Source organism: Bacillus sp. BSL6, from assembly GCF_052928345.1.
The window spans coordinates 38,196-59,467 of record NZ_JAVGCW010000002.1 but is presented as its reverse complement, the minus strand read 5'-3'; the positions used below and the strand labels follow the sequence as shown (position 1 = coordinate 59,467).

General features: G+C 33.8%; 24 protein-coding genes. 17 read left to right on the top strand and 7 right to left on the bottom strand.

The window, feature by feature from the left end; translation table 11 throughout:
* Positions 1-2: 2 nt before the first annotated feature.
* From RCJ96_RS06440 to RCJ96_RS06430, 3 genes are all read left to right on the top strand, one after another.
* Positions 3-1,664 carry a SpaH/EbpB family LPXTG-anchored major pilin gene (locus RCJ96_RS06440; protein WP_416504156.1) on the top strand — a complete coding sequence of 554 codons (1,662 nt, stop codon included), beginning with the start codon at positions 3-5 and terminating at the stop codon, positions 1,662-1,664.
* An 82-nt stretch (positions 1,665-1,746) separates the two neighbouring features.
* Positions 1,747-2,556, top strand: a complete 810-nt coding sequence (locus RCJ96_RS06435; RefSeq protein WP_074609866.1) for a class C sortase — start codon at positions 1,747-1,749, stop codon at positions 2,554-2,556.
* A 12-nt stretch (positions 2,557-2,568) separates the two neighbouring features.
* Positions 2,569-3,393, top strand: coding sequence for a class C sortase (locus tag RCJ96_RS06430; protein WP_074609868.1), 825 nt, complete (start codon positions 2,569-2,571; stop codon positions 3,391-3,393).
* Between the two features lie 61 nt (positions 3,394-3,454).
* Here the strand turns inward: RCJ96_RS06430 and RCJ96_RS06425 are convergent, their stop codons facing one another.
* Positions 3,455-3,634, bottom strand: coding sequence for an H-type small acid-soluble spore protein (locus RCJ96_RS06425; RefSeq protein ID WP_001025740.1), 180 nt, complete (start codon positions 3,632-3,634; stop codon positions 3,455-3,457).
* Positions 3,635-3,700: 66 nt separating this feature from the next.
* A complete protein-coding gene (locus RCJ96_RS06420; RefSeq protein ID WP_074609870.1) occupies positions 3,701-4,912 on the bottom strand; it encodes a helix-turn-helix domain-containing protein in 1,212 nt (403 codons plus the stop codon).
* 119 nt (positions 4,913-5,031) lie between these two features.
* Between RCJ96_RS06420 and RCJ96_RS06415 the strand changes: the two genes are divergently transcribed.
* Entirely contained in the window at positions 5,032-6,300 is a 1,269-nt protein-coding gene (locus RCJ96_RS06415) for an MFS transporter (protein WP_416504155.1), read from the top strand.
* A gap of 105 nt (positions 6,301-6,405) precedes the next feature.
* Complete coding sequence (locus RCJ96_RS06410; RefSeq protein ID WP_000736430.1) at positions 6,406-6,930, top strand: DUF4398 domain-containing protein; 525 nt, start codon at positions 6,406-6,408, stop codon at positions 6,928-6,930.
* A gap of 40 nt (positions 6,931-6,970) precedes the next feature.
* Here RCJ96_RS06410 and RCJ96_RS06405 read toward each other — a convergent pair whose 3' ends face one another.
* Positions 6,971-7,864, bottom strand: coding sequence for a LysR substrate-binding domain-containing protein (locus tag RCJ96_RS06405; protein WP_416504154.1), 894 nt, complete (start codon positions 7,862-7,864; stop codon positions 6,971-6,973).
* Between the two features lie 160 nt (positions 7,865-8,024).
* Between RCJ96_RS06405 and RCJ96_RS06400 the strand changes: the two genes are divergently transcribed.
* Genes RCJ96_RS06400 through RCJ96_RS06380 form a run of 5 tightly spaced genes read left to right on the top strand, consistent with a single transcriptional unit; the run spans position 8,025 to position 13,816 of the window.
* Positions 8,025-9,017 (top strand): ABC transporter ATP-binding protein, encoded by a 993-nt coding sequence (locus tag RCJ96_RS06400; protein ID WP_416504153.1) that lies wholly within the window; start codon positions 8,025-8,027, stop codon positions 9,015-9,017.
* Positions 8,995-10,020 (top strand): ABC transporter substrate-binding protein, encoded by a 1,026-nt coding sequence (locus tag RCJ96_RS06395; RefSeq protein ID WP_000714696.1) that lies wholly within the window; start codon positions 8,995-8,997, stop codon positions 10,018-10,020. Before RCJ96_RS06400 ends, RCJ96_RS06395 begins: the two co-directional genes overlap by 23 nt.
* 12 nt (positions 10,021-10,032) lie before the next feature.
* A complete protein-coding gene (locus RCJ96_RS06390; protein WP_044790328.1) occupies positions 10,033-11,703 on the top strand; it encodes an ABC transporter permease in 1,671 nt (556 codons plus the stop codon).
* A complete protein-coding gene (locus tag RCJ96_RS06385; RefSeq protein ID WP_416504151.1) occupies positions 11,700-12,962 on the top strand; it encodes an MBL fold metallo-hydrolase in 1,263 nt (420 codons plus the stop codon). The genes RCJ96_RS06390 and RCJ96_RS06385 overlap by 4 nt, the downstream gene beginning before the upstream one ends.
* Before the next feature lie 20 nt (positions 12,963-12,982).
* Positions 12,983-13,816 carry a hypothetical protein gene (locus tag RCJ96_RS06380; protein ID WP_416504150.1) on the top strand — a complete coding sequence of 278 codons (834 nt, stop codon included), beginning with the start codon at positions 12,983-12,985 and terminating at the stop codon, positions 13,814-13,816.
* Between the two features lie 52 nt (positions 13,817-13,868).
* Here the strand turns inward: RCJ96_RS06380 and RCJ96_RS06375 are convergent, their stop codons facing one another.
* Positions 13,869-14,291 (bottom strand): YfmQ family protein, encoded by a 423-nt coding sequence (locus RCJ96_RS06375; RefSeq protein ID WP_416504149.1) that lies wholly within the window; start codon positions 14,289-14,291, stop codon positions 13,869-13,871.
* 197 nt (positions 14,292-14,488) lie between these two features.
* Here RCJ96_RS06375 and ucpA point away from each other — a divergent pair, with 197 nt between their 5' ends.
* From ucpA to RCJ96_RS06340, 7 genes are all read left to right on the top strand, one after another.
* Positions 14,489-15,283, top strand: a complete 795-nt coding sequence (gene ucpA / locus RCJ96_RS06370; protein ID WP_416504148.1) for an SDR family oxidoreductase UcpA — start codon at positions 14,489-14,491, stop codon at positions 15,281-15,283.
* Between the two features lie 208 nt (positions 15,284-15,491).
* Positions 15,492-15,653 carry a hypothetical protein gene (locus RCJ96_RS06365; protein ID WP_000108701.1) on the top strand — a complete coding sequence of 54 codons (162 nt, stop codon included), beginning with the start codon at positions 15,492-15,494 and terminating at the stop codon, positions 15,651-15,653.
* Positions 15,654-15,814: 161 nt separating this feature from the next.
* Positions 15,815-16,450, top strand: coding sequence for a cupin domain-containing protein (locus tag RCJ96_RS06360; RefSeq protein WP_416504147.1), 636 nt, complete (start codon positions 15,815-15,817; stop codon positions 16,448-16,450).
* A gap of 98 nt (positions 16,451-16,548) precedes the next feature.
* Positions 16,549-17,643 (top strand): serine hydrolase, encoded by a 1,095-nt coding sequence (locus RCJ96_RS06355; RefSeq protein ID WP_446699745.1) that lies wholly within the window; start codon positions 16,549-16,551, stop codon positions 17,641-17,643.
* A 47-nt stretch (positions 17,644-17,690) separates the two neighbouring features.
* A complete protein-coding gene (locus RCJ96_RS06350) occupies positions 17,691-18,332 on the top strand; it encodes a DUF3885 domain-containing protein (protein ID WP_416504145.1) in 642 nt (213 codons plus the stop codon).
* Between the two features lie 158 nt (positions 18,333-18,490).
* On the top strand, positions 18,491-19,066 hold the full coding sequence (locus RCJ96_RS06345) for a histidine phosphatase family protein (RefSeq protein WP_318582239.1): 576 nt from the start codon (positions 18,491-18,493) through the stop codon (positions 19,064-19,066).
* An 89-nt stretch (positions 19,067-19,155) separates the two neighbouring features.
* Entirely contained in the window at positions 19,156-19,527 is a 372-nt protein-coding gene (locus RCJ96_RS06340) for a hypothetical protein (RefSeq protein ID WP_000461770.1), read from the top strand.
* An 18-nt stretch (positions 19,528-19,545) separates the two neighbouring features.
* Here the strand turns inward: RCJ96_RS06340 and RCJ96_RS06335 are convergent, their stop codons facing one another.
* From RCJ96_RS06335 to RCJ96_RS06325, 3 genes are read right to left on the bottom strand one after another with little or no spacing between them, the layout of a single operon-like run.
* Positions 19,546-20,406: an alpha/beta fold hydrolase gene (locus RCJ96_RS06335; RefSeq protein WP_416504144.1), complete on the bottom strand. Its 861-nt coding sequence runs from the start codon at positions 20,404-20,406 to the stop codon at positions 19,546-19,548.
* Positions 20,407-20,442: 36 nt separating this feature from the next.
* Positions 20,443-20,772, bottom strand: coding sequence for a DUF3147 family protein (locus RCJ96_RS06330; RefSeq protein ID WP_000545632.1), 330 nt, complete (start codon positions 20,770-20,772; stop codon positions 20,443-20,445).
* On the bottom strand, positions 20,756-21,166 hold the full coding sequence (locus RCJ96_RS06325; RefSeq protein ID WP_416504143.1) for a MarR family winged helix-turn-helix transcriptional regulator: 411 nt from the start codon (positions 21,164-21,166) through the stop codon (positions 20,756-20,758). The genes RCJ96_RS06330 and RCJ96_RS06325 overlap by 17 nt, the downstream gene beginning before the upstream one ends.
* Positions 21,167-21,272: the final 106 nt, after the last annotated feature.

Sequence of the window (21,272 nt, the reverse complement as noted above, 5' to 3'; positions counted from 1 at the left end):
CAATGAAAAAGATTTTTAGTTTATTTTTAATCTGTATGTTAGCTTTTTCAACGTTATCTAACATGATTGTTAGTGCGGAATCTAGAAGTACAGGTACGTTAACGATTCACAAATTTGAACAAAGTAAAGATTCTAAAACAACTACAGAAGGTAATGGAAAAGAAGGACAAACTGTTCCAGAAGATGCAAAACCTTTAGAAGGTGTAACTTTTGAAATTAAACGAATTGAGTCATTTGAAAAAATCTCAAAAGATGGAACTGTTATAAAAGAAGATGCAAAGCCAGTAAAAGACGCTGCAATTACAAAGATAACAGATGCAAAAGGGGAAGCTGTCTTTACAAACCTTCCGCTAGGACGTTATGAAGTAAAAGCTATTAAAGGCCCAGAACATATTGAATTGGACGAGACTACTTTTATTGTCGATATTCCAATGACAAGTCCAGACGGTAAAGATTTAAATTACGATGTTCATATTTACCCTAAAAATGAAACAAAACGTGGTTCAGTAGAATTCGTAAAAAAAGGTGAAGGCGGTAAAGTATTAAAAGATGCAGAGTTCCATTTATTTAAAAAGAATAAAGATGGAACAAGTACACAAGTTAAGACACCGAGTTCATTAGTAACAGGAGAAGATGGTAAAATTCATGTAGATTCTCTAGAATATGGAGATTATTATTATTTTATTGAGCATAAGGCTCCAACAGATTATTTAACTAGTAAAGAAGAGCACCCTTTCTCTATTAAGGAATCTGGTAAAGTAGTTAAGCTGGACGATATAAAGAACTTTAAAGAACCTACCATTACTAAAAGTATAAATAACGGTTCAAAAGTAGCTGGAATTAATAAAGAAACAGATTATACGTATGATATTAAAACATTACTTCCAGAAGATATTAAATTATATAAAAAATATGTCGTAACAGATATTTTAGATGAGCGTTTGGAAATAAAAGGTCACCCAATTGTTATGATTGATGGAAAGAAAGTTGAAGATGGTAGTGTAAAAGTAGTTGTAGAAGGCCAAAAAGTAACCGCTACGATTGAAGATTTTTCAAAAATAAATGGAAAAGAGCTACATTTACAAATTACTGCACAAATTAAAGGAGATACTCAAGCCGGAATAGAAATTCCGAACGTAGCTTCACTTGATTTCACGAATAAAGATGATATTTCATCAGAAAAAGACGGAAAGCCATCTAATGAAGTAGTAGTTACACCGACAGTAGGAAATATTAAAATTGAAAAAGTTGATGGTAAAGATAAGGCACTTAAATTAGAAGGTGCAAAGTTCCAATTACAAGATAAAAAAGGTAATGTTATAAAAATTAATGGGAAAGAAATGAACGATGTAACCGATGCAAATGGTATTATTACATGGAATGAAATACCGTACGGTGAATATCAAATTGTTGAAACGGAAGCACCAAAGTATAAAGATAAAGACGGTGCAGTTGAGCAATATCAAAAGTTAAGAGATCCGATTGATATTACAATTGATGAAAAACACCAAAAAATAGAGCTACAGGTTGAGAATAATAAGAGCGGTTGGATTATTCCAGCAACAGGTGGTATAGGAACAATCTTCTTTACAGTAGCAGGTCTGTTATTAATGGCAACAGCAGCGTTTATTTTCTTTAGAAAAAAACCTGTAAAGAATTCTTAATTTATAATAATTGAGTTTTGAGAAGAGGAAAGATTTATGCTTTCCTCTTTTCCACATTTTATCCGTAGTGAAAGAGGATGTTATGAAACGAAATATTATTTTTGGAAGTGTTTTTTTGCTAGGATTAAGCATATTTCTATATCCGGCTGTAAGCAATTGGTTTGCCACGAGAACTCATTATACAGAAGTAAGTATGTATGATGAAGCGGTAAAGAAGTTAGAGAAAGAAGAGATTGATCGTAAAGAAACGGAAGCGCGAGAATATAATAAGAAGGTTCAAAATACGACGCAAACATTTTCGGATCCGTTTCATGAAAATGGTGATGAGAAAAAAAGTTCATATGTAGATATGTTAAATATCGGCGATGTTATGGGATATATAGAAATTCCGAAAATAGATGTGAATCTACCAATTTATCAAGGAACGACGGAAGCAGTGTTAAGCCGTGGAATTGGACAACTGAATAAATCTTCATTACCAGTAGGGGGAGAAAATACACATACAGTATTAACTGGACATCGTGGTTTGCCTTCAGCGCTAATGTTTACCCATCTAGATAAAATTGAAAAGAATGATATATTTTATATTCATTCATTAGATAAAATTCTTGCTTACAAGGTAGATCAAATAAAAGTTGTATTACCAAATGAGATAGAGGATTTATTAGTAGTACAAGGTCAAGATTATGCAACATTAATCACGTGTACTCCTTATGGAGTGAACACACATCGTTTATTGGTAAGAGGACATCGTGTTCCATTTAATGACGGAGAAAAAGAAATGATTCCAAAGACATTCATTTTAGAAGATTGGATGATTATTCTTCCTATCATTATGATTTGTGTCATACTCTTATTGATATATTTAAAAAGACGAAAATGGTATGTATAGAGTGGTGAGTGTGTGAGAAGGGGAGTAATAAGTTTAGTATTGTTCCTTGCAGGATTATTTCTATTTCTATATCCAATGGTTGCTAATTATATAAACAATTATGTGTATAAAACAAGAGTAATATGTTATGAAAAAATGGTTGATGGCTTAAAAGTAGAAGATATAAATGAGAAATTTCGTAAGATGGAAACCTATAATCGTTTGTTAGGAAGAACTACTTTCAACATGAATGATCCATTTGTTCATGGTGCTGAAATAGAAAATGAACAGTTAAATTTTATAAACAAAGAGGAGATATTTGGTACGATTTCAATTCCAAAAATAAATGAGGAGTTGCCAATATACTTAGGAGCAAGTCAAGAAAACTTAAGTAAAGGAGTAGGGCAAATTGAAGGGACTTCTTTACCTATTGGTGGGAAAGATACACATGCTGTATTAGCAGGACATCGTGGATATCACGGGGCAACGATGTTTCGTCATCTTGATCGATTAAGGGAAGGAGACGTATTCTATGTAAAGGTATTTGGAAAGCAGCACGTGTATAAAATAATTGGACGTGAAATCATTAATCCAAATCAAGTGGATAAATTAAATGTAGTAAAAGGAAAAGACAAAGTTACACTGCTTACATGTGAACCATATACATCAAGTAAATATCGTTTGTTAGTATATGGGGAGCGAGTAGAAAGTGAGCAAAAGGAAATGGAACGTCTGAAAAAGAGTATAGTCGAAGTTAGAAGTTATGAAACAAGAGATATAATTATAAAACTAGCTTGTGGAATAGTAGGTTTCATTGTAATTTGTATTGGTTTGTATGGATTACTAAGGAGCAAATAGGGATGATGATACTTAAATAGAACAAAGAAAAATGCCACTTCAAAAAATGAAGTGGCATTTCTTATATTTCCTCTAAGCTATTAACTGGAACTGTTAATTCGCGTCCTGGGTTTTTTACTTCATATATGCGGGCGGTTTCATTGCTTTCGTCGACGTGTTGAATCATAACAGGCATGCCTTGAAAACTAACATTCGCTTGCTCCGCTGACACAGAAAGCTCTTTTGCACGTTGAATATTCATTTATATTCCTCCCATCATTATTATCTTTGCTAAAAAAGAGGAATAATATACCATTTCGAGACATTCTTAAAGTTTTTGTATTATTTGTAATGTTTCTTTAATAAATGAAGTGAAGATCGAATCAGGATAGCTATCTATTGCTTGAACAGCTTCTTTTGCCTCTGTTAAGGCAGATTTTTTATCTTGAAGTTCTATATAGCAAAGGGCACGATAAGACCCAGCTGTTAATACCCACGATTGATCAAGTGGATGATTCATATAATCTGGTATGGTAGCGTGTTTTAATGTTTCCAAAGCTTCCTTATAACGTTTTAAACCATACAAAGATTTTCCTTTTTCAAGATAATACAGCCCATCGTCTTGGAAAATTGGATCATTTTTTAGTTTTTCTCGAAATTGTTCTAGATGTTCCAATGCGATTGTATATTCATTCGTAACAGTGTTGTAGTAATAAGCTTTTAATATATCTACATTTGCAGCGGATAAAGTATCTTCTGTAAAAATGGCAAATTGCTCCGATTTTTTTATGTAATATAAATATTGTTCTTTATCAGTTGTGATGATTTTTTGATAAGATAAAATGCGATAAAATTCATCTGTTTTATAATACACTTGATGTTTTTTTGAAAATGCAAGTGCATCTAAAATGACTTTTTCACATTTTTCATAATTGCCGTATGCGAGTAAAATAATTGCCTCTTTTAAGTATAGTTGTATATGTGTAATAAGATCCATTTCTAGATTCTTCGCCTTATATTCATCACGAATTGTGGCGATCATCTGTAAACATTCTTTATATTTTTTCTGCTTGAAGAGCATATAGTAAAACAGTAGTTTCGTTTCAGTACTTTCGCGATACAAAGTATATTTTTCAAATATAGAAACAGCGGTTTCAACGTAATATTCAATATTATAATCATTCATAACAGCTGCTGCTGTTATGAACTGTTTATATAAACGAGCTGTATTTAAAGTAGAAGGTAGCTCTTTTTGAACGATAGGTAGTAAAGTTTCATATACTTCATCGCATTTATTCTTTATGAGTCGCTCCATTTTTTGAATGAGTTCTACAATTTCATCATCGTCTTCCTCTAATAAAAAACTCGTTTCACATCCAAGTTTTTCTGCAATATATTGTAATGTTTTCATCGAAGGTGTAGCTTTTCCGTTTTCAATTTGACTAAGCATGCTTTTTGTCAGTTCAGAACCTGCTAGCTCAGTTTGTGTAAGTTTTTTTTCTTTTCGTAATGCTTTAATTTTTTCGCCGAGAGTTGCCATATTGTAGCTCCTTTATAATCAAAAAGTTAAATACAATTAAACTTTTTTGTTGTAATAATTGGAAAGTTGATTATATAATAAGTTTAACACAATTTAACTTTTGAAGGGAGAGTGTCATAATGGAAGATGTAAGTATAGATCAAACTGATTCAAGAATGAAGATTGCAACGAGAAATATCATTTTAATGATGATTGGAAAAATGACGTCTTTATTAGGCGCAGGTATTTATACGTTCGCAATGGGGTTATATGTATTAAAGACAACAGGTTCTGGGATGGGCTTTGCTACTACACTCGTTTGCGGGTCACTTCCACGGATGATTTGTGGACCAATTGCTGGTGCTGTAGCTGACCGTGTGAGTCGAAGATGGCTTGTCATCGGTACAGATTTATTAAGTAGTTTAACGATGCTTATCATGTTTATCCTTGCTACTATATTTGGACCATCACTTCTTTTTATTTATGTTTCAGCAGCATTATTATCAATTTGTGCAAGTTTTTATTCTGTTGCATTAACTTCGTCTATTCCTAATTTAGTAGATGAGGGGCGTATTCAAAAAGCGAGTGCTTTAAATCAAACGGCAGCTTCTTTATCAAATATTTTAGGGCCAATTATTGGCGGAGTTGTATTTGGTTTCCTTTCAATTCAGTCGTTCTTTTTGTTAAATAGCATTACATTCTTTTTAGCGGTTATTTTGCAATTATTTATTGTATTTGATTTATATAAAAAAGAAGTGGCTGAGAGTAAAGAGCATTTCTTGACGAGTATAAAAGAAGGTTTTTCATATGTAAAACGACAACATGAAATATATGGTTTAATGAAAATAGCATTGTGGGTAAACTTTTTTGCTTGTGGGCTAACCGTTGCACTGCCATACATTATCATACGTACATTGCATTTATCTTCAAAGCAACTCGGAACTGTAGAGGGAATGTTAGCAGTCGGAATGCTAATGGGTGCGATTACTTTATCAGTGCGTAAAGAAGTGAATAATCCGTTTCGTTCTATTTATACTGGACTGTTTTTGTTTGCAGGTTTAAGTTTATGTACAGTATTCCCGTTGTTAGTTACCATTCCAAAAGTAGCAAGTTTTATTTACTATATTGCTTTCATGATGTTAACTGGTATAGCAATTATGATTGTAAATATTCCAATGCAAGTACATATGCAAAAGACGACAGATCCGAGCTACCTAGGGCGTGTGTTTGGCCTACTTGAAACAATTGCGACTGCAATCGCACCGCTCGGTATGATTGTATATGGGTTATTGTTAGATATGTTGCCAACTAGCATTGTTATGATGACAATAGGCGGAGGTTTATTGTTAGTTGTATTAGTTGGAGTAAGGCAACATATGGCGAAAAAACAAGTGGATGTGTCGGCTTAAAAACAAGAAAATAATAAAAATGACCAAATTAGTATTTTAGTTTTTGAAACTCTTTTTCATGTATGTTACAGTATAGTGAGCAGGCAAAGAAAAGGAGACAACAGCATGAAAAAATTAAGTTTTGTTATGCTTTTTCTATTAGTCGTAATGGCTGGATGTAGCAATTATGACACATATATTGAAACAGGTATGCAATCATTGAAAGATGAAAAATATAGTGATGCAACAATGTGGTTTGAAAAAGCAGAAAAAGAGAAATCAGGAAATGAAGCGAAATCATATAAAGAAATGGCCGAGAAAATGGATCACGGAGCAACGGCATTAAAAGACGGTAAGTATTTAGAAGCGAAAGACATTGCAAATGAAGTGTTACAAATGAAAAAAGACGATGCACTTGAAACAGCTGTAACATCAAATGCAGAGAATATGCTTCAAAAAGCAAAAGATGTAGAAGAGAAAGTGAATGAAAGAGTAGCAAAGCGGAGAAAAGTAGAAGAAGAAGGAATTGATAAACTCATTAAGGCTGTCGATAGTATAGATGATGTGAAAGAAAAAGAGAAAAAAGTTTCAGAAGCATTAGATAAGGCTGAAGAGGCACAAGCAAAAATTGAAGCGAAGAAAAATAAATAGATTCATAGTGTAAAAGGCTGTCGTGTATAACGACAGCCTTTTAACTTTTTTCTGCATAAGAAGTGATACTCTGTAGTAAAAAAGAAATAATTTTAGAATTCCATCTGTCTTCATGATGAATGGTATAAATGTTACGTTGAAATTCAAATTCAGGGATCGGTATGTAGCGTAGTTCATTTCGTTGTACTTCTTGTTCAATAGCAAGTTTAGAAATAAAGGCAACCCCATTACCGTATTTTAAAATTTGTTTCATCGTTTCTAATGAATCTAATTCAATTTTTGATTGGAATGTAATGTTATGAGCTAACATCCATTTTGTAAGTAAATCTCTCGTTGTAGATGGATTACGATGTAGTAATATTCGTTCCTTTTCGATATCTTGTAATGATACATTTTCTTTTTTTGAAAAATGATGTTCTTTGGAGAAAGCAAGAACAAGTGTATCAGGCATTACATTCGTCTGTTTTAAAAGTGATTCATCAAACGGTGCTGCGGAAATTACACCGAGATCGATTTCATGATTTTGTAGCATCGTTCGAATTTCAGGGGCTGTTTTTACCATGAGTGTTATTTTTATATTTGGAAATTCACATTGAAATTGATAAACAATTTCTGGTAAAAGATAAGTCGCTGGTACATAGCTAGCGCCAATTGTTATAGCGCCTTTATGAAAATCTTTAAACTCTTGCGTGACCCGTCTAGCCTCTTTCATAAGCGCATCTATTTTACAAGCATAATGATGCAATGCCTCACCAGCCTCTGTTAAGAAATATCTTCCAGAACGTAATTCAAATAAAGGTACACCGAGTTCCTCTTCTAAGCTTTTTATATGGAATGTAATAGTAGGTTGTTTAACTCCAAGCTGTTCTGCAACAATCGTGAGCTTTTTGTATTTCTTAATAAGCACTACAATTTCTAATTTTAAGAGATTCATGGCGAGTTGCCCCTTTTTCTTCTAACTGTAGAAAAAATCTATAGAAATAAATAGTTTATTAGAAGTTTTTTAATTTAATCTTTACAGTACATTAACATTCAGTATAAATCTTCCATATAGAATGAAAGCAGGTTAAGAGTGAGGGGAGAGAGGTGAAACGATGGATATTAAAATTAGTGGATTAGAAAAATCATTTGGAAAAGTACAAGCGTTAAAGCCGTTACAAATTGTGATGAAACAAGGTGAATTCACCACACTTTTAGGACCTTCGGGATGCGGGAAAACGACATTACTCAGAATGATTGCAGGACTGGAAGAGCCAGATAAAGGTGAAATATATTTCGGAGATACGTGCATGTATTCTTCTTCTAAAAAAATAAAAACATCTCCTCATGAACGTAATATCGGTATGGTATTTCAAGATTTTGCTTTATGGCCACACATGACTGTATTTGAAAATGTTGCATTTGGTTTAAGAGCTACAAAGCAAACGAATCAATTACGGGAAAAAGTAGAAGAGGCAATAAAGCGAGTTCGCTTACAAGGGATGGAGAAACGTTATCCGCATGAACTCTCTGGCGGACAGCAGCAACGTGTCGCATTTGCTAGAGCGATTGTAACAAAGCCGCATTTCATTTTGTTTGATGAACCGCTCAGTGCACTCGATGCAATTTTGCGAGAAGAAATGCGATTAGAGCTTATGGATATCGTTCATTCCATTGGTTTAACGACATTGTATGTAACGCACGATCAAACAGAAGCTATGTCAATGTCAGACCAAATTATTGTCATGCAACAAGGAGAAGTATTACAAAAAGGAACACCAGAAGATATTTATGTGAAGCCATCTCATGAATTTGTTGCAAAATTTGTTGGTAAGGCAAATTGGCTTGTAGAGGGGAAACAAATGGTTCGTCCAGAGCATGTAAGTTGGACGAAAAATGAAGTGTGCGAAATATATACAGGTGAAATTCAGCACGTTACATATGTAGGGGAACGTTATGAAGTGAAAGTAAACATGGGGACACTCGGAATATGGACAGCTTATCACAATAGTAAGCTAAGCATCGGAAAGCCAGTATCGTTATATGTACCGAAAAAATGTATTCATCATATAGGGGGAGAATCGTATGAAGAAATTCAGTTCGCTTAAGTCTTTATTCGTATGTACTTTATTATTTTCTGCCGTAGTAACAGGGTGTAGTTCAAAGACAGGTAATGCAGATGCAAAAAGTAAAACTACGAATGAAAAGAAGATTGTTGTATATAGTGCAGGACCAAAAGGATTAGCAGAAAAAATTCAAAAGGACTTTGAAAAGAAAACGGGTATAAAAGTGGAAATGTTTCAAGGAACAACAGGTAAAATTTTAGCGCGAATGGAAGCCGAAAAGAAAAATCCAGTCGTTGACGTAGTCGTACTTGCATCTTTACCAGCGATGGAAGGATTAAAAAAAGATGGACAAACGTTAGCTTATAAAGAAGCGAAACAAGCTGATAAGCTTCGTTCTGAATGGTCGGATGATAAAGGACATTATTTTGGATATAGTGCTTCAGCGTTAGGAATTGTGTATAACACAAAAAATGTGAAGACAGCGCCTGAAGATTGGAGCGATATAACAAAAGGAGAATGGAAAGGGAAAGTGAATCTTCCAGATCCAGCACTTTCAGGTTCAGCTTTAGACTTTGTGACAGGATATGTGAAAAAGAATGGAAAAGATGGATGGAATTTATTTGAACAGCTTAAGAAAAATGAAGTTACAGTAGCAGGGGCAAACCAAGAAGCGTTAGATCCAGTTGTAACAGGAGCAAAAGATATGGTCATTGCGGGTGTTGATTATATGACGTACAGTGCAAAAGCAAAGGGTGAACCAGTTGATATTGTTTATCCAAAAAGCGGAACAGTGATTAGCCCACGTGCAGCAGGTATTATGAAGGATAGTAAAAATGTAAAAGGTGCAAAAGAGTTTATTGATTATTTATTATCAGATGATGTACAAAAACAAATTTCTAAAGCGTATTTATTACCCGGTAGAACAGATATAAAAGCGGAAAATAGACCAAATGTGGAAGAGATTCCAGTATTACATATTGATTGGAAGACAGTTGAGAAAGAACAAGATGAAATAGGAAAACAATTTAAGAAAGTATTTCAATAAGATGGTGATTACATGGTAAATCGATTTGGATCAGTAAGGCAAGTTGGGATGACGGTAGCGTTGTTACTTGTGGCGATGTTAATCGTCATTCCGCTTTTTCTCATTTTACTTTCTAGTGTATATGAAAATAGTAGTTGGAATTTTTTAAAGCCGTTTGAAGTGATGCAGAGTGGTGGATTAGCTGGGATTTTTCTGAATTCGATGCTTCTAGGTGTACTCGTAGTAATAGGGGCAACTATCTTTGCATTTCCACTAGCTTTCATTATGAGCAAAACAGATGTTGGAAAGCATAGCAAGTTAGATATTGTTTTTATGATTCCATTTATGACACCGCCGTATATTGGATCGATGGGCTGGATTTTGTTCATGCAACCGAACGGATATTTTGAACAGTTTTTTCCAATGCTAAAGACGGTTTCATCTTCGTTCTTTAGCTTAGGAGGTATGGTTTTAATTATGAGTCTGCATTTATTCCCATTTCTTTACTTCATGTTGAAGAATACATTACTTCAAATTGGGAGTAGTAAAGAAGAAGCGGCAGCAGTTCATGGTGGAAGCTTTTTCTATCGTTTAAGAAAAATAATATTACCGTTATTAGTATCAAGTTATGTAATGGGTGCTTTACTCATTTTCGTAAAGACGATTGCTGAATTTGGAACACCGGCTACATTTGGACGAAGAATCGGATTTCATGTGTTAACATCAGAGATTCATAAATTTATTTCGAGTTGGCCAATTGATTTTAGTAGTGCAACAGCATTATCTTCTTTATTACTTAGTGCATGTATGCTCATTTGGTATATGCAAAACGTATTAAATCGAAAGTATTCATATGCAATGGTTAGTGGAAAAGGTGTGAAATCTAAAAGGTACACTTTGTCTATATATGTGCGCGTTGTAGCATGGGTTTATGTAATTGGTTTATTAATCGTATCAATTGGAATCCCGTATTTTTCTATACTGATTGCTTCTTTGTCAAAATTAAGAGGCGGAGGCTTACAGTTACATAACTTTACAACGAGTCATTATGAAGCATTATTTACAATCGGATCTCCAGGATTAGAAGCTCTATGGAACAGTTTTCTTTTTTCACTTATAACAGCGATTATTGCTGTTATGATTGGCGTCTTTTTAGCACTTATGATTCGAAAGGGGAAAAAGTCCTCTGAAAAATGGCTGGATATGTGCGGTATGTTACCGAACATGGTACCAGGAATCGTAATGGTTGTAGGGCTTATTTTATTTTGGAATTCCCCCTATATGCCCCTGTCCATTTACAATACACCAGTCATGGTAATCGTAACGTACGTTGTTCTTTTTTTACCTTATACAGTGCAGTATGTAAAAGCATCGCTCGGGCAAATTGATGATTCTCTCGTGCAGGCAGGAAGTATTTTTTCTGGGAATTATATGTATATTTTTAGAAAAATAATATTCCCTCTTATTATCCCGGGTATTCTTGCCGGATGGGCGATGACATTTACAATCTCGATAAGGGAGTTAGTAGCATCGCTTCTCGTACTACCTCCATCGGTAGAAACGTCAGCAACATTTATTTTTGCTCAATTTGAACAAGGAGAAGTATCTATTGGAATGGCGATGGCTGTCGTTTCAGTTGGACTTACAACACTATGTTTATTACTTCTGCAGCATATGGAGCACAAACGAAAAGGGGTAGCATGATGAGGGTAGAAGTATGGGGAGGAGCGGGAGAATACGGTCGCTCCTGCTACTTCGTAAAAAATAAAGAGACAGAAATATTATTTGATTGTGGTATTAATCGGTCATATAAGGATAGTTATCCAAAAATAGAACGAGAAGTTGTACCGTTTTTAGATGCAGTATTTTTGTCACATATTCATGAAGATCATACGATGGGCTTACCTTTATTAGCGAAGTATGGATATAAGAAAAAAATATGGACAACTCGTTATACGAAGGAGCAACTCCCAGCTTACTATGAAAAATGGAGAAACTACAATTTGGCGCAAGGATGGCATGTACCTTATACCGACCAAAATGTGAAAGATTTAAATTATGTATATATTGATGAGATTAGCAATCCGAATGAATGGGTACAGATTACTCCTACATTGCGGTTTCAATGGGGGTATAGTGGGCATGTATTAGGATCAGTTTGGTTTTTAGTGGATATGAGTCATACATATGTATTCTATTCTGGCGATTACTCAGCAGAGTCTAACATATTGCGAGCTAATTTACCTGAGAAGTTGCACGGCGATATAAAAGTCGCAATCGTAGATGCCGCTTATCATACTGATGATGTTTCGCAACATGAACGAGTAAACGAACTATGTGCAGAAATTGAACGAGCTGCGGGGCAAAAAGGGATAGCATTACTACCTCTGCCACCCCTTGGTAGGGCGCAAGATATCGTGTTGTATTTATATGAAAAATATAAAGAATTTCCCATTATAGTAGATCAAGAAATTTTGGATGGATTCGAAGAAATGATCGTATATAAAGATTGGATCAAAAATAATGAAGAACTTGAAGAGCTGTTGGAGAGTTTAAAAAGAAACATAATAGTTATGGATGATGAAAGCGGTACGCAACATAGTTTTGGAATAATTGTAATGAGTGATGCGAATATGCAAACGAAACGAGCGCAGTTATATTATGAACAAATTCGACGTGACGAACGAAATTCTATTATCTTTACTGGACATATTGCGAAAGGGAGTTTTGCAGAAAAAGTTTTGAAGGAACGTGTAGGTAAAGAATGTAGGATGAAGCGAGTGCCATATAAAGTTCACCAAAGTATAAGAGATGTGAAAGAGATGTTAAATACATTATCACCAGAACATACGGTGTTAGTACACGCTTTGAAAGAGGATACAGATCGATTACAGAAAAAGCTTAGCACGGCAGGGTATGAAAATGTATATTCACTTACTATGGAACGTATAGAAGTTATTTAACATGTAAAGGGGATAGGTATATGAAAAAAGTATTTGTATTCGTGAGTATTTTCTTTTGTTGTTTCCTTTATTCCGATAAGGAAGGGTTTGCTGCTAGTCCAATGACACCTAGTTTTGAAGTGAAGTTATTATTAAAGCCAGAACAAGTACTAGGTCCTAACAAAGAGATGAAGCAAGATGTACTAGAGCATTTCCAGGCTGGTACAAATTATGAAAGAATACAAGTACAGTTTTTAGATACTGCAAATAAAAATTTAAGTAATGAAGGCTGGTTTGCCAGAATACGAAAGAAAGAATTTAGTAAAGATTTTGAGCTAACATATAAAAAAAGATATCCTATTCCAAACGGTGTAATTCAAGATGCACTAGAAGTAGCTAAAAAAGAAGGATTCGATAGTAATACGGATAGTTATGAGGCGGAAATAGACTGGGGATTTGAGAAGAAAACGTTAAGTATTTCAAATAAGAAAAGTTACAGTGCGAAAGGATATGGAGTACTTGATTTACCAAACGAAAAAGCTGCTCAAAACATGTTAGTAGAAAAGTTACCGGGGAAAATGAACAAATGGTTGTATACGAATTGGGGAGAAGAGATGTTAAGGGATTCCCGTATTTACGGTCCTGTATTAATGAAAAGGTATACAGGGGAGTTTGAAAATAGTAAAACGAATATTGAAGTTTGGCCACTAAGTAATACAGGGAAAATAGAAGATGATTTCGTAATAGAAGTGTCGTTTAAAACAAATGAGGAAAGTATAGCAAAAGAAAAAAGAGAATTATTAATGAAGAGTTTAGAACAAAAAGGATGGCTGTTACCGAAAGATGGTTTGAAGACAGAGCTTATTTTTCAGTAATTATTAAAGAAGGAATCCATATGCCATGGATTCCTTCTTTAATATATGAGCACTAAGCTAAATCAGCTGACACGAACATATCACTATTTTGAAGGTTTTTAGAACGTAAACTATAAGCAACTACCTTCTTTTTATATTGCTTTACAACATCAACATGCTCTTCGTGACTATAAATATAAAATATAAAATCCTTTTTGCCACGCTTTGCATTAATAATTAAAGGCGTACCCTCATTGTGTGGCGGTGCATAATAGCGATCTAAAAATAAACCTTCGTTAAAATCATGAATAATTTTGGATTTTTGTTCGCCTTCTACGTTATTTCCATTGATTGTAACAGTCGCATTCTCTTCTTCGAGCTGTGGATGTGTTTCGTACTTGCTAATAATGGATTCAATAACAGTGTTAGGAAGGCTCGAAACGATAATTTTAAATGCTCCAAATACAACCAACATAACAATAAACCAAGTCGTCATACTATATCATCCCCTTTTTCCTATTAAATAATATAACTCATATGGTAATAGTACATAAGGTGAAGTTTTGTATAATTTGTGAAAAATTTTCTTTTTTTGAACGTTTTTTAACAAATGGAGCTTTGTAAAGAATGAGAGGGAATATTTGGTATGATGAAAATGTAAAGACGTTATATATTTTATAAGGGGGTTATAAAATGGGAAAATTAGATGGTAAGGTCGCTTTTGTTACAGGAGCTGCGATGGGGAACGGAGCTGGAATTGCACATGTATTTGCAGAGCTAGGGGCGAAAGTATTACTTGTTGATATTTCAGAGACAGTTCATGAGACTGCCAAAAATATCGTAAGTAAAGGGTTAGATGCTGTGAGTTATGTCGTCGATGTAGCTGATATGAATGCTGTTAAAGAAGTAGTGAAAGATGCATATGAGAAGTACGGAAAGATTGATGTGTTAGTAAATAACGCTGGTGTTATTCGACTTGCAAATTTTTTAGATATGTCAGATGAAATGCGTGATTTTCAATTCCAAGTAAATATTAATGGGGTATGGAATTTTTCTAAAGCGGTATTGCCATATATGATTGAGAAAAATTACGGAAAGATTGTGAATATGTCTTCTGTAACAGGAACATTGGTTGCTGATGAAGGTGAAACTGCATATGCAACGACGAAAGCAGCAATTTGGGGATTTACAAAAGCATTAGCACGAGAAGTTGCAAAACATCATATTACTGTAAATGCAATTTGTCCAGGTTACATTATGACACCAATGGCAGAGCAAATAGCAAATGAATCTGATCCAAATGAGCCGAGTAATGTAATCGATGGAATTGCTTCTGGTGTTCCTTTAGGACGTTTAGGGAAAATTGAAGAAGTAGGTCAGTTAGCAGGTTTTTTAGCATCCGATGAATCAAGCTACATAACAGGTACACACATTGTCATTGATGGTGGTAGCACATTGCCAGAAACAGTTTCAGTCGGTGTAAAGTAAAAGGACTATGAATGAGAGTTTTATTTCTTTCAATTATAACGCTAGAAGGAATCAGAAAGAGATTTCTTCTAGCATTATAATGTTATGTACTATTATTAGAAAAATCAATTTTGTTACAAAAAGTTGAAATCGAAGTATTTTAAAAGAAAAAGGTTTATAATAAAAATATAACTAATAACCACATTACTAATTATAAGGAAGTGTAACTATGAGTACTGTAGCAATCGTGTATGGTATTATTCTTTCCACAATTATTGTTTTGTTTTTCGTTGGGGTTTCACGTTATATTCATAAATGGAAAGAAGGCGTTGCGAAATTAAATCACATTGAAGAAGAACTTAGTGATTTAATGTTACATCATGGTAAGTAAAAAGTTTATTTTCAGCTAAATAATGTGAAGAATATCACAAAGTATGCTCTCCTTATGAAGGCATGTTTTTTTGTTATATCAATGCTTAGGCACATTTATACATTTTTTCCATACGATACAGTGTGAAAGTCGAAATGTTCGGAGTGGAAAAGAGGGATAAAATGAGTAGTTCAGGTTATGTTCCAGATAATAAAAATTTAAAGAAAAGTTCAGGAACTCCAAATCTTTTCTTTGATTCAAGAAAAAATATCTTTTTTAAGAGAGATGAGAAAAACGTTGCATATGAAGTTACGTCAACGCAGTTACCAGCGATGATAGGTGGAGCATTTGTTGATTTATTTATGACAAAAGGACATATGCGAGAACCGCATTGGCATCCGAATGCGTGGGAATTAGATGTTGTTGTATCAGGAGAAGCAATTACATCCATTTTAAATCCCGAAACGAATCAATTGCAAAATTATCATGTAAAAGCGGGGCAAACTGTCTTTATTCCAATGGGATGGTGGCATTGGATCACAGCGGTAACAGAAGAAGTACACTTACATTTGTTCTTCAATAACGATCAGTTTGAAACAGCAGAAGGATCAGACATACTTAGATTAACACCGCCAGAAGTATTTCAAGCTGCATACGGTGTGAGTGCAGAAAAATTAGGAAAGGACCTTTCGCCAATTAAGGAGTCAGTTGTCATTGGTCCCCCTAACTCCAATCGACTAAAAGGTGCTAAAGAAAGTGACGACTCGAATATAGTCGTTACGTTAAATGGACATATAACATCATGTGAAATAGAGTAACTCTTTCTTTTTTAGGAAGAGTTACTCTGTTTTGTATAATTTTGTAATTTTATTCGTTATAATCATATAGAAGGGAATTTAGTAAAGGGGGGCACATTGTGAACATATTAAAGATTATAGGAATTGTTGCAGCAGTTATTATAGTAGCCGTGATAGCTTTCTTTTTTATTATGAAATACTATTTGTCAAAAGAAGATCCTAATTACGTATTAAAGTACATAAAAGAACATAAAGAAGATGAAACATGTTCATTACTTATTAAAAGAAATGGAGAAGTATTAACTTCTATAAATGAAAATAAAAAATTGCCATTAGCAAGTATGGCAAAAATCGTAATAGCAGTTGAATTTGCTAAGCAAGTGTCAGAAGGAAAGATAAGCCGAGATGAACAAATTTCATTGCAGGAGCTAGAAAAATATTACGTTAAAAATACTGATGGTGGAGCACATCCTGACTGGTTAGCAGGCGCTGCAGCTAGAAAGTTAGTGAAAAATGGACAAATCGCTTTAGAAGAAGTCGCTAAAGGTATGATTCATTATAGTTCTAATGCAAATACAACATATTTGTTAGAAAAGCTTGGAATAGAAAGAGTAAATGAAAGTATAAAAGAGTTAGAGCTTACTAGTCATGATAAGTTTACTTCTTATACGGCTGCACTATATATGAGAGGATACGTAGAAAAAGAACTTCATGTGCCAGAAAATCAGTCATTAAAAACGTTACGTAACATGTCAAAAGATGAATATAATAAACATGTGTTACAAATACAGGAATGGATGAAAGATGAAGAAGAATGGAAAAAACGGGATATTCCATTAAAAGTAGATATGGAATTTCAACATATTTGGTCAGATCAATTAGTGGGTGCAAACGCTAAAGATTATATGAGTATAATGGAAAAGATAAATAGTAGAAAGTATTTTCCAAAATCAATGCAAGAAGAAATCGAGAACATTTTCAAAGGAACAGTTAAAAATAATAAGTTCGAATATGCTGGTCAAAAAGGTGGTTCTACCGAATTCGTATTGACCAAAAGCTTGTATACTACAGATAAGAAAGGGAATAAAGTAGAAGTTGTCATTATGTTTAACGATATAGAAGATCAAGTTTCATATCAAAAACTGAGAAATAATATAGATTATTTTATTCAAGATGCTATAGTGGATGAAGAGTTTAGAAAGAAGTTACAATAGAATAATTTTATTATGTAAACAAGATGCTGTTACAGGTAGGTGTTGAGATGGGGTTGAATGAGTATATGCTTGAAACGTTTCCAAATTTAGAACTTAGCCCACCTCTATTTTATAATGGGGATATTGGTATTCGCTTTAAATTAGGTGTGAACTATGATTGCACTAATATTTATGAAAACTGCCCATATTTAGAAGGCGTTTATAATAGAGCCATTACTTTATTTCAGTCTTTACATTCCAAAACAGACGATATTTATATTGTAGTGGATGTAAATGATTTTGCAGACGGTGAAACTTTTAAACACAAATTGAATATCTTTTCTAAGTATGTAAAAGAGAAGTCTGATTTGTTTAAGTTACAGAAAAATACAATCCCTTATGTTTTTCCAGAAGATGATGAAGATGGATTGTATAAAACACATAGATTTACTTTGAAATGTAAAGTTTCAGACTTGAAATACATTCCTATGCTAAAAGCAATTTGTAATCAAGATATGGGAATCAAACCGCGTATTTTTCATATGGTGTATTTCATAAATGTTAACAAGAATACTATATTTCACATTTATGATGATAGAGGTTGTGATGTATTAGCTATCTCTCCTAATACAATTAGGGATATGTATCATACATATAATGATTGGATATTAGATTACGATCGAAATAAAATCGATAAAATATTTAATTGAATGTAGTCTATTTTAAATGAGGGAAACACCATATGGGGTGTTTCCCTTTTATTAATATGAAAATCAACATTTAAAATTGACAGCACTTATTATAAAGGTAAAGGGATTTGATAATAATGTATTGAATTTGGGTAGAAACGGAAAAAGGAGATGAATAAATGACAACAATATATTTCGTTCGCCATGCCCATTCTACCTATACAAAAGAAGAACGGGAGCGACCTTTATCTGAAAAAGGACAATTGGATGCAGAAAACGTTACAAGCTTATTAAAAGATGCACATATTGATGTAGTGATTTCTAGCCCGTACAAAAGAGCAATTCAAACTGTACAAGGAATTGCGAATACATATGATGTATCGATACAAATAGAAGAAGATTTACGAGAAAGGTTATTAAGTTCAGAGTCAGTAACAGATTTTAATGATGCAGTCCAAAAGGTGTGGGAAGATTGGGATTTTGCACACGAAGGCGGAGAATCGAATGATGTAGCGCAAAGGCGTGCTGTAATATGTATGCAAAATATATTAAAAAAATATAAAGATAAGAATATTGTAATAGGAACTCATGGGAATATTATGGTATTACTCATGAACTATTTTGATTCAAAATATGATTTTCGATTTTGGAAAACAATTCGTATGCCTGATATATTTAAGTTGAATTTTCATAATGAAGATTTAGTTTCTGCCGAAAGGATAGAGAATACGGGTCATCAGATAAATAATTTGTAAAAGTTTATCAAAAAAAGAGGAAAGAGAGATGTTATTGTAGAAGTATGACTTTGTAACATAAAAAATATATGTTAAAGGAGGCTGTTTACATGTTTGAGAAAGAGAAAGAAGGGCTTATTGAAGTTCACAACGTATATGAAATTGCACCAGCAGATGGAACAATTATAGGAATGGCAACGGAAGAAGAAATGGAAATTGCTGCTGAGCTAGAGCTGCAGTACTATGCCCATTCTCGTTTGTTAGAAACAAATATTCAGTTAGACGGTTCCTCCTACAAAGAGTTACTTCAGGAGTTCCAGGAGTACGAAAGAAAATCAATGAGCTTTTGGCGAGCAATACATAAGCGTTTAGCTGTGCCATGGGCATGGGTATTACGTATTGACGTTGCGAATGGTCCTATATATGTAAGTAATGGGAATGCGTATTACGAAGAAATCGATGATGAAGAAGATTATGAATAGATAAGTAAGGAAGCAGCTTTAGTTGCTTCCTTTTTTTATTTTTAGGGAGTGAACAGCCCCAATAATAATATCTGGTCGATCATTTTCTATTCCGTGACCAGCATGTTCGGCAAGTATATATTGGCTGTTTATTGAGAGTTGTAATTGTTCATGAATCAGTTCTTGCCACATTGCTTCAAGTTGTGTCGCTTCCTCTTTTTGCATGCTGCCCTCAGTCAACTGAGTAATAGAATATTGAGGGTCTCTACCGATAACGATTAATGGTACTTCTAATGTTTTATAGAGTTCTTTTATTGAGCGAGCACAATTTTTCCACTCCGATAGTTCAGAAGCTGTGGCTTTATATAATGTAGGAGAGGTAGAAAATTCAATTTGCTGTCTTGATTGATCGGCTAGCATAGGCTTTAGTTCATTATAAAGCATGTGTACATCCATTTTGGAATATGTATTATATTTTTGAAGCCACATATCATCAGAATCAGTTTGATCAGAAATTGGTAAATAAAGTTCATCTAATCGGTGTAAGTTCATGGAAGTAGAATCAACTAAAATAAGTGCTTGCAACTTATCTTCATGTAACATCGCAAAATGTTGTGCGCATAGGCCTCCATAGGAATGACCGATTAGAATGATTGGGTCGTGAATATCTAGTTTTTGTAGTAACATATGTAGTTCTTGTGTCGCTTGTCTTGTAGTACGTGAATGATTCCCTAGTTCGCTTTTTCCGTAACCTGGGCGATGGTATGAAACGACTGTAAAGTGTTGTGAAAGCTTTTCTATAATAGGAAACCAATCATAAAATGAGCAAGTCATTCCGGTCTGAATAACTAAAGTTTGTGTACTACATCCTTTTATATATACTTCTATAGTTTGCCCCAATACCTCTACAAATTTATAAATAGTAAACCCTCCTAACTAAGCTTGAAATAATTTTTGACAAGCGAAAACAATACACCAAACACCTATACCGAATAGGACAGATGTACTAAGTGAAAACGAGTTTTTTAAACCGATATAAACGATAAATAATAGTAGTGCTGATGCAGGAAATCCATATAATACACCTATAGCAAATTGACTTAATTCTTGTTTGTTCCCGCCTTCGAAAGAAATCCAAAATAGGCTCAGTAAACTTACGAGAGGAAGGGCAGCAATAAACCCGCCAATCGTACTATAATGTTTAGCGACTTCAGTAATAACACCAATAATAAGTGCCGAAACGATTACTTTAACGAGGAAATGCATACTTTGCCTCCTTCGCTAATAACGAAAAAGCTTTTTCGATTAATTGTTGTTCTTCTTTCGATAACTGCGATTCTAATATTTTTATCTTTTCTTTATCTAGTAAAGTATGCTTTTCTAATACTTCAATGCCTTCTTTCGTTAAAGTAAGGTTCACAACTCTTTCATCTTGTTTGTTTCTTTCTTTCATGATAAAACCTTTTTGAATAAGGCGCTTTACGTGTTCAGATGCTGTGTTATGAGAGAGAGAAAGCTCAGTAGCGACTTTTCCAATTGTTATATCTTTCTCACGAGAAACGATTTGTAAAATACGAATGGCTTGGTGAGAAAGATTGTCTTCATATTCATATCGTAAGTGATAATAAATGTTCTCCCAATGCTGATTGATGTCTTTCATAATAATAAATCCTCCTGTTTTTATATCGTATAATAAGATATATTCGTTAATATAGAAATAAAATCCTTTTATTTGGATAAAAAATGTTGAAAAAGTTTATTTTTAT

Excerpts from the sequence above, each read along its gene's own strand:
- RCJ96_RS06380 (WP_416504150.1), top strand. The coding sequence starts at position 12,983 with ATGAAAAAAGTATTTGTATTCGTGAGTATTTTCTTTTGTTGTTTCCTT.
- RCJ96_RS06330 (WP_000545632.1), bottom strand. The coding sequence starts at position 20,772 with ATGCATTTCCTCGTTAAAGTAATCGTTTCGGCACTTATTATTGGTGTT.
- RCJ96_RS06390 (WP_044790328.1), top strand. The coding sequence starts at position 10,033 with ATGGTAAATCGATTTGGATCAGTAAGGCAAGTTGGGATGACGGTAGCG.
- RCJ96_RS06415 (WP_416504155.1), top strand. The coding sequence starts at position 5,032 with ATGGAAGATGTAAGTATAGATCAAACTGATTCAAGAATGAAGATTGCA.
- RCJ96_RS06440 (WP_416504156.1), top strand. The coding sequence starts at position 3 with ATGAAAAAGATTTTTAGTTTATTTTTAATCTGTATGTTAGCTTTTTCA.
- RCJ96_RS06325 (WP_416504143.1), bottom strand. The coding sequence starts at position 21,166 with ATGAAAGACATCAATCAGCATTGGGAGAACATTTATTATCACTTACGA.
- RCJ96_RS06420 (WP_074609870.1), bottom strand. The coding sequence starts at position 4,912 with ATGGCAACTCTCGGCGAAAAAATTAAAGCATTACGAAAAGAAAAAAAA.
- RCJ96_RS06365 (WP_000108701.1), top strand. The coding sequence starts at position 15,492 with ATGAGTACTGTAGCAATCGTGTATGGTATTATTCTTTCCACAATTATT.
- RCJ96_RS06345 (WP_318582239.1), top strand. The coding sequence starts at position 18,491 with ATGACAACAATATATTTCGTTCGCCATGCCCATTCTACCTATACAAAA.
- RCJ96_RS06395 (WP_000714696.1), top strand. The coding sequence starts at position 8,995 with ATGAAGAAATTCAGTTCGCTTAAGTCTTTATTCGTATGTACTTTATTA.
- RCJ96_RS06435 (WP_074609866.1), top strand. The coding sequence starts at position 1,747 with ATGAAACGAAATATTATTTTTGGAAGTGTTTTTTTGCTAGGATTAAGC.
- RCJ96_RS06350 (WP_416504145.1), top strand. The coding sequence starts at position 17,691 with ATGGGGTTGAATGAGTATATGCTTGAAACGTTTCCAAATTTAGAACTT.
- ucpA (WP_416504148.1), top strand. The coding sequence starts at position 14,489 with ATGGGAAAATTAGATGGTAAGGTCGCTTTTGTTACAGGAGCTGCGATG.
- RCJ96_RS06405 (WP_416504154.1), bottom strand. The coding sequence starts at position 7,864 with ATGAATCTCTTAAAATTAGAAATTGTAGTGCTTATTAAGAAATACAAA.
- RCJ96_RS06385 (WP_416504151.1), top strand. The coding sequence starts at position 11,700 with ATGATGAGGGTAGAAGTATGGGGAGGAGCGGGAGAATACGGTCGCTCC.
- RCJ96_RS06400 (WP_416504153.1), top strand. The coding sequence starts at position 8,025 with ATGGATATTAAAATTAGTGGATTAGAAAAATCATTTGGAAAAGTACAA.
- RCJ96_RS06425 (WP_001025740.1), bottom strand. The coding sequence starts at position 3,634 with ATGAATATTCAACGTGCAAAAGAGCTTTCTGTGTCAGCGGAGCAAGCG.
- RCJ96_RS06410 (WP_000736430.1), top strand. The coding sequence starts at position 6,406 with ATGAAAAAATTAAGTTTTGTTATGCTTTTTCTATTAGTCGTAATGGCT.
- RCJ96_RS06340 (WP_000461770.1), top strand. The coding sequence starts at position 19,156 with ATGTTTGAGAAAGAGAAAGAAGGGCTTATTGAAGTTCACAACGTATAT.
- RCJ96_RS06375 (WP_416504149.1), bottom strand. The coding sequence starts at position 14,291 with ATGACGACTTGGTTTATTGTTATGTTGGTTGTATTTGGAGCATTTAAA.
- RCJ96_RS06360 (WP_416504147.1), top strand. The coding sequence starts at position 15,815 with ATGAGTAGTTCAGGTTATGTTCCAGATAATAAAAATTTAAAGAAAAGT.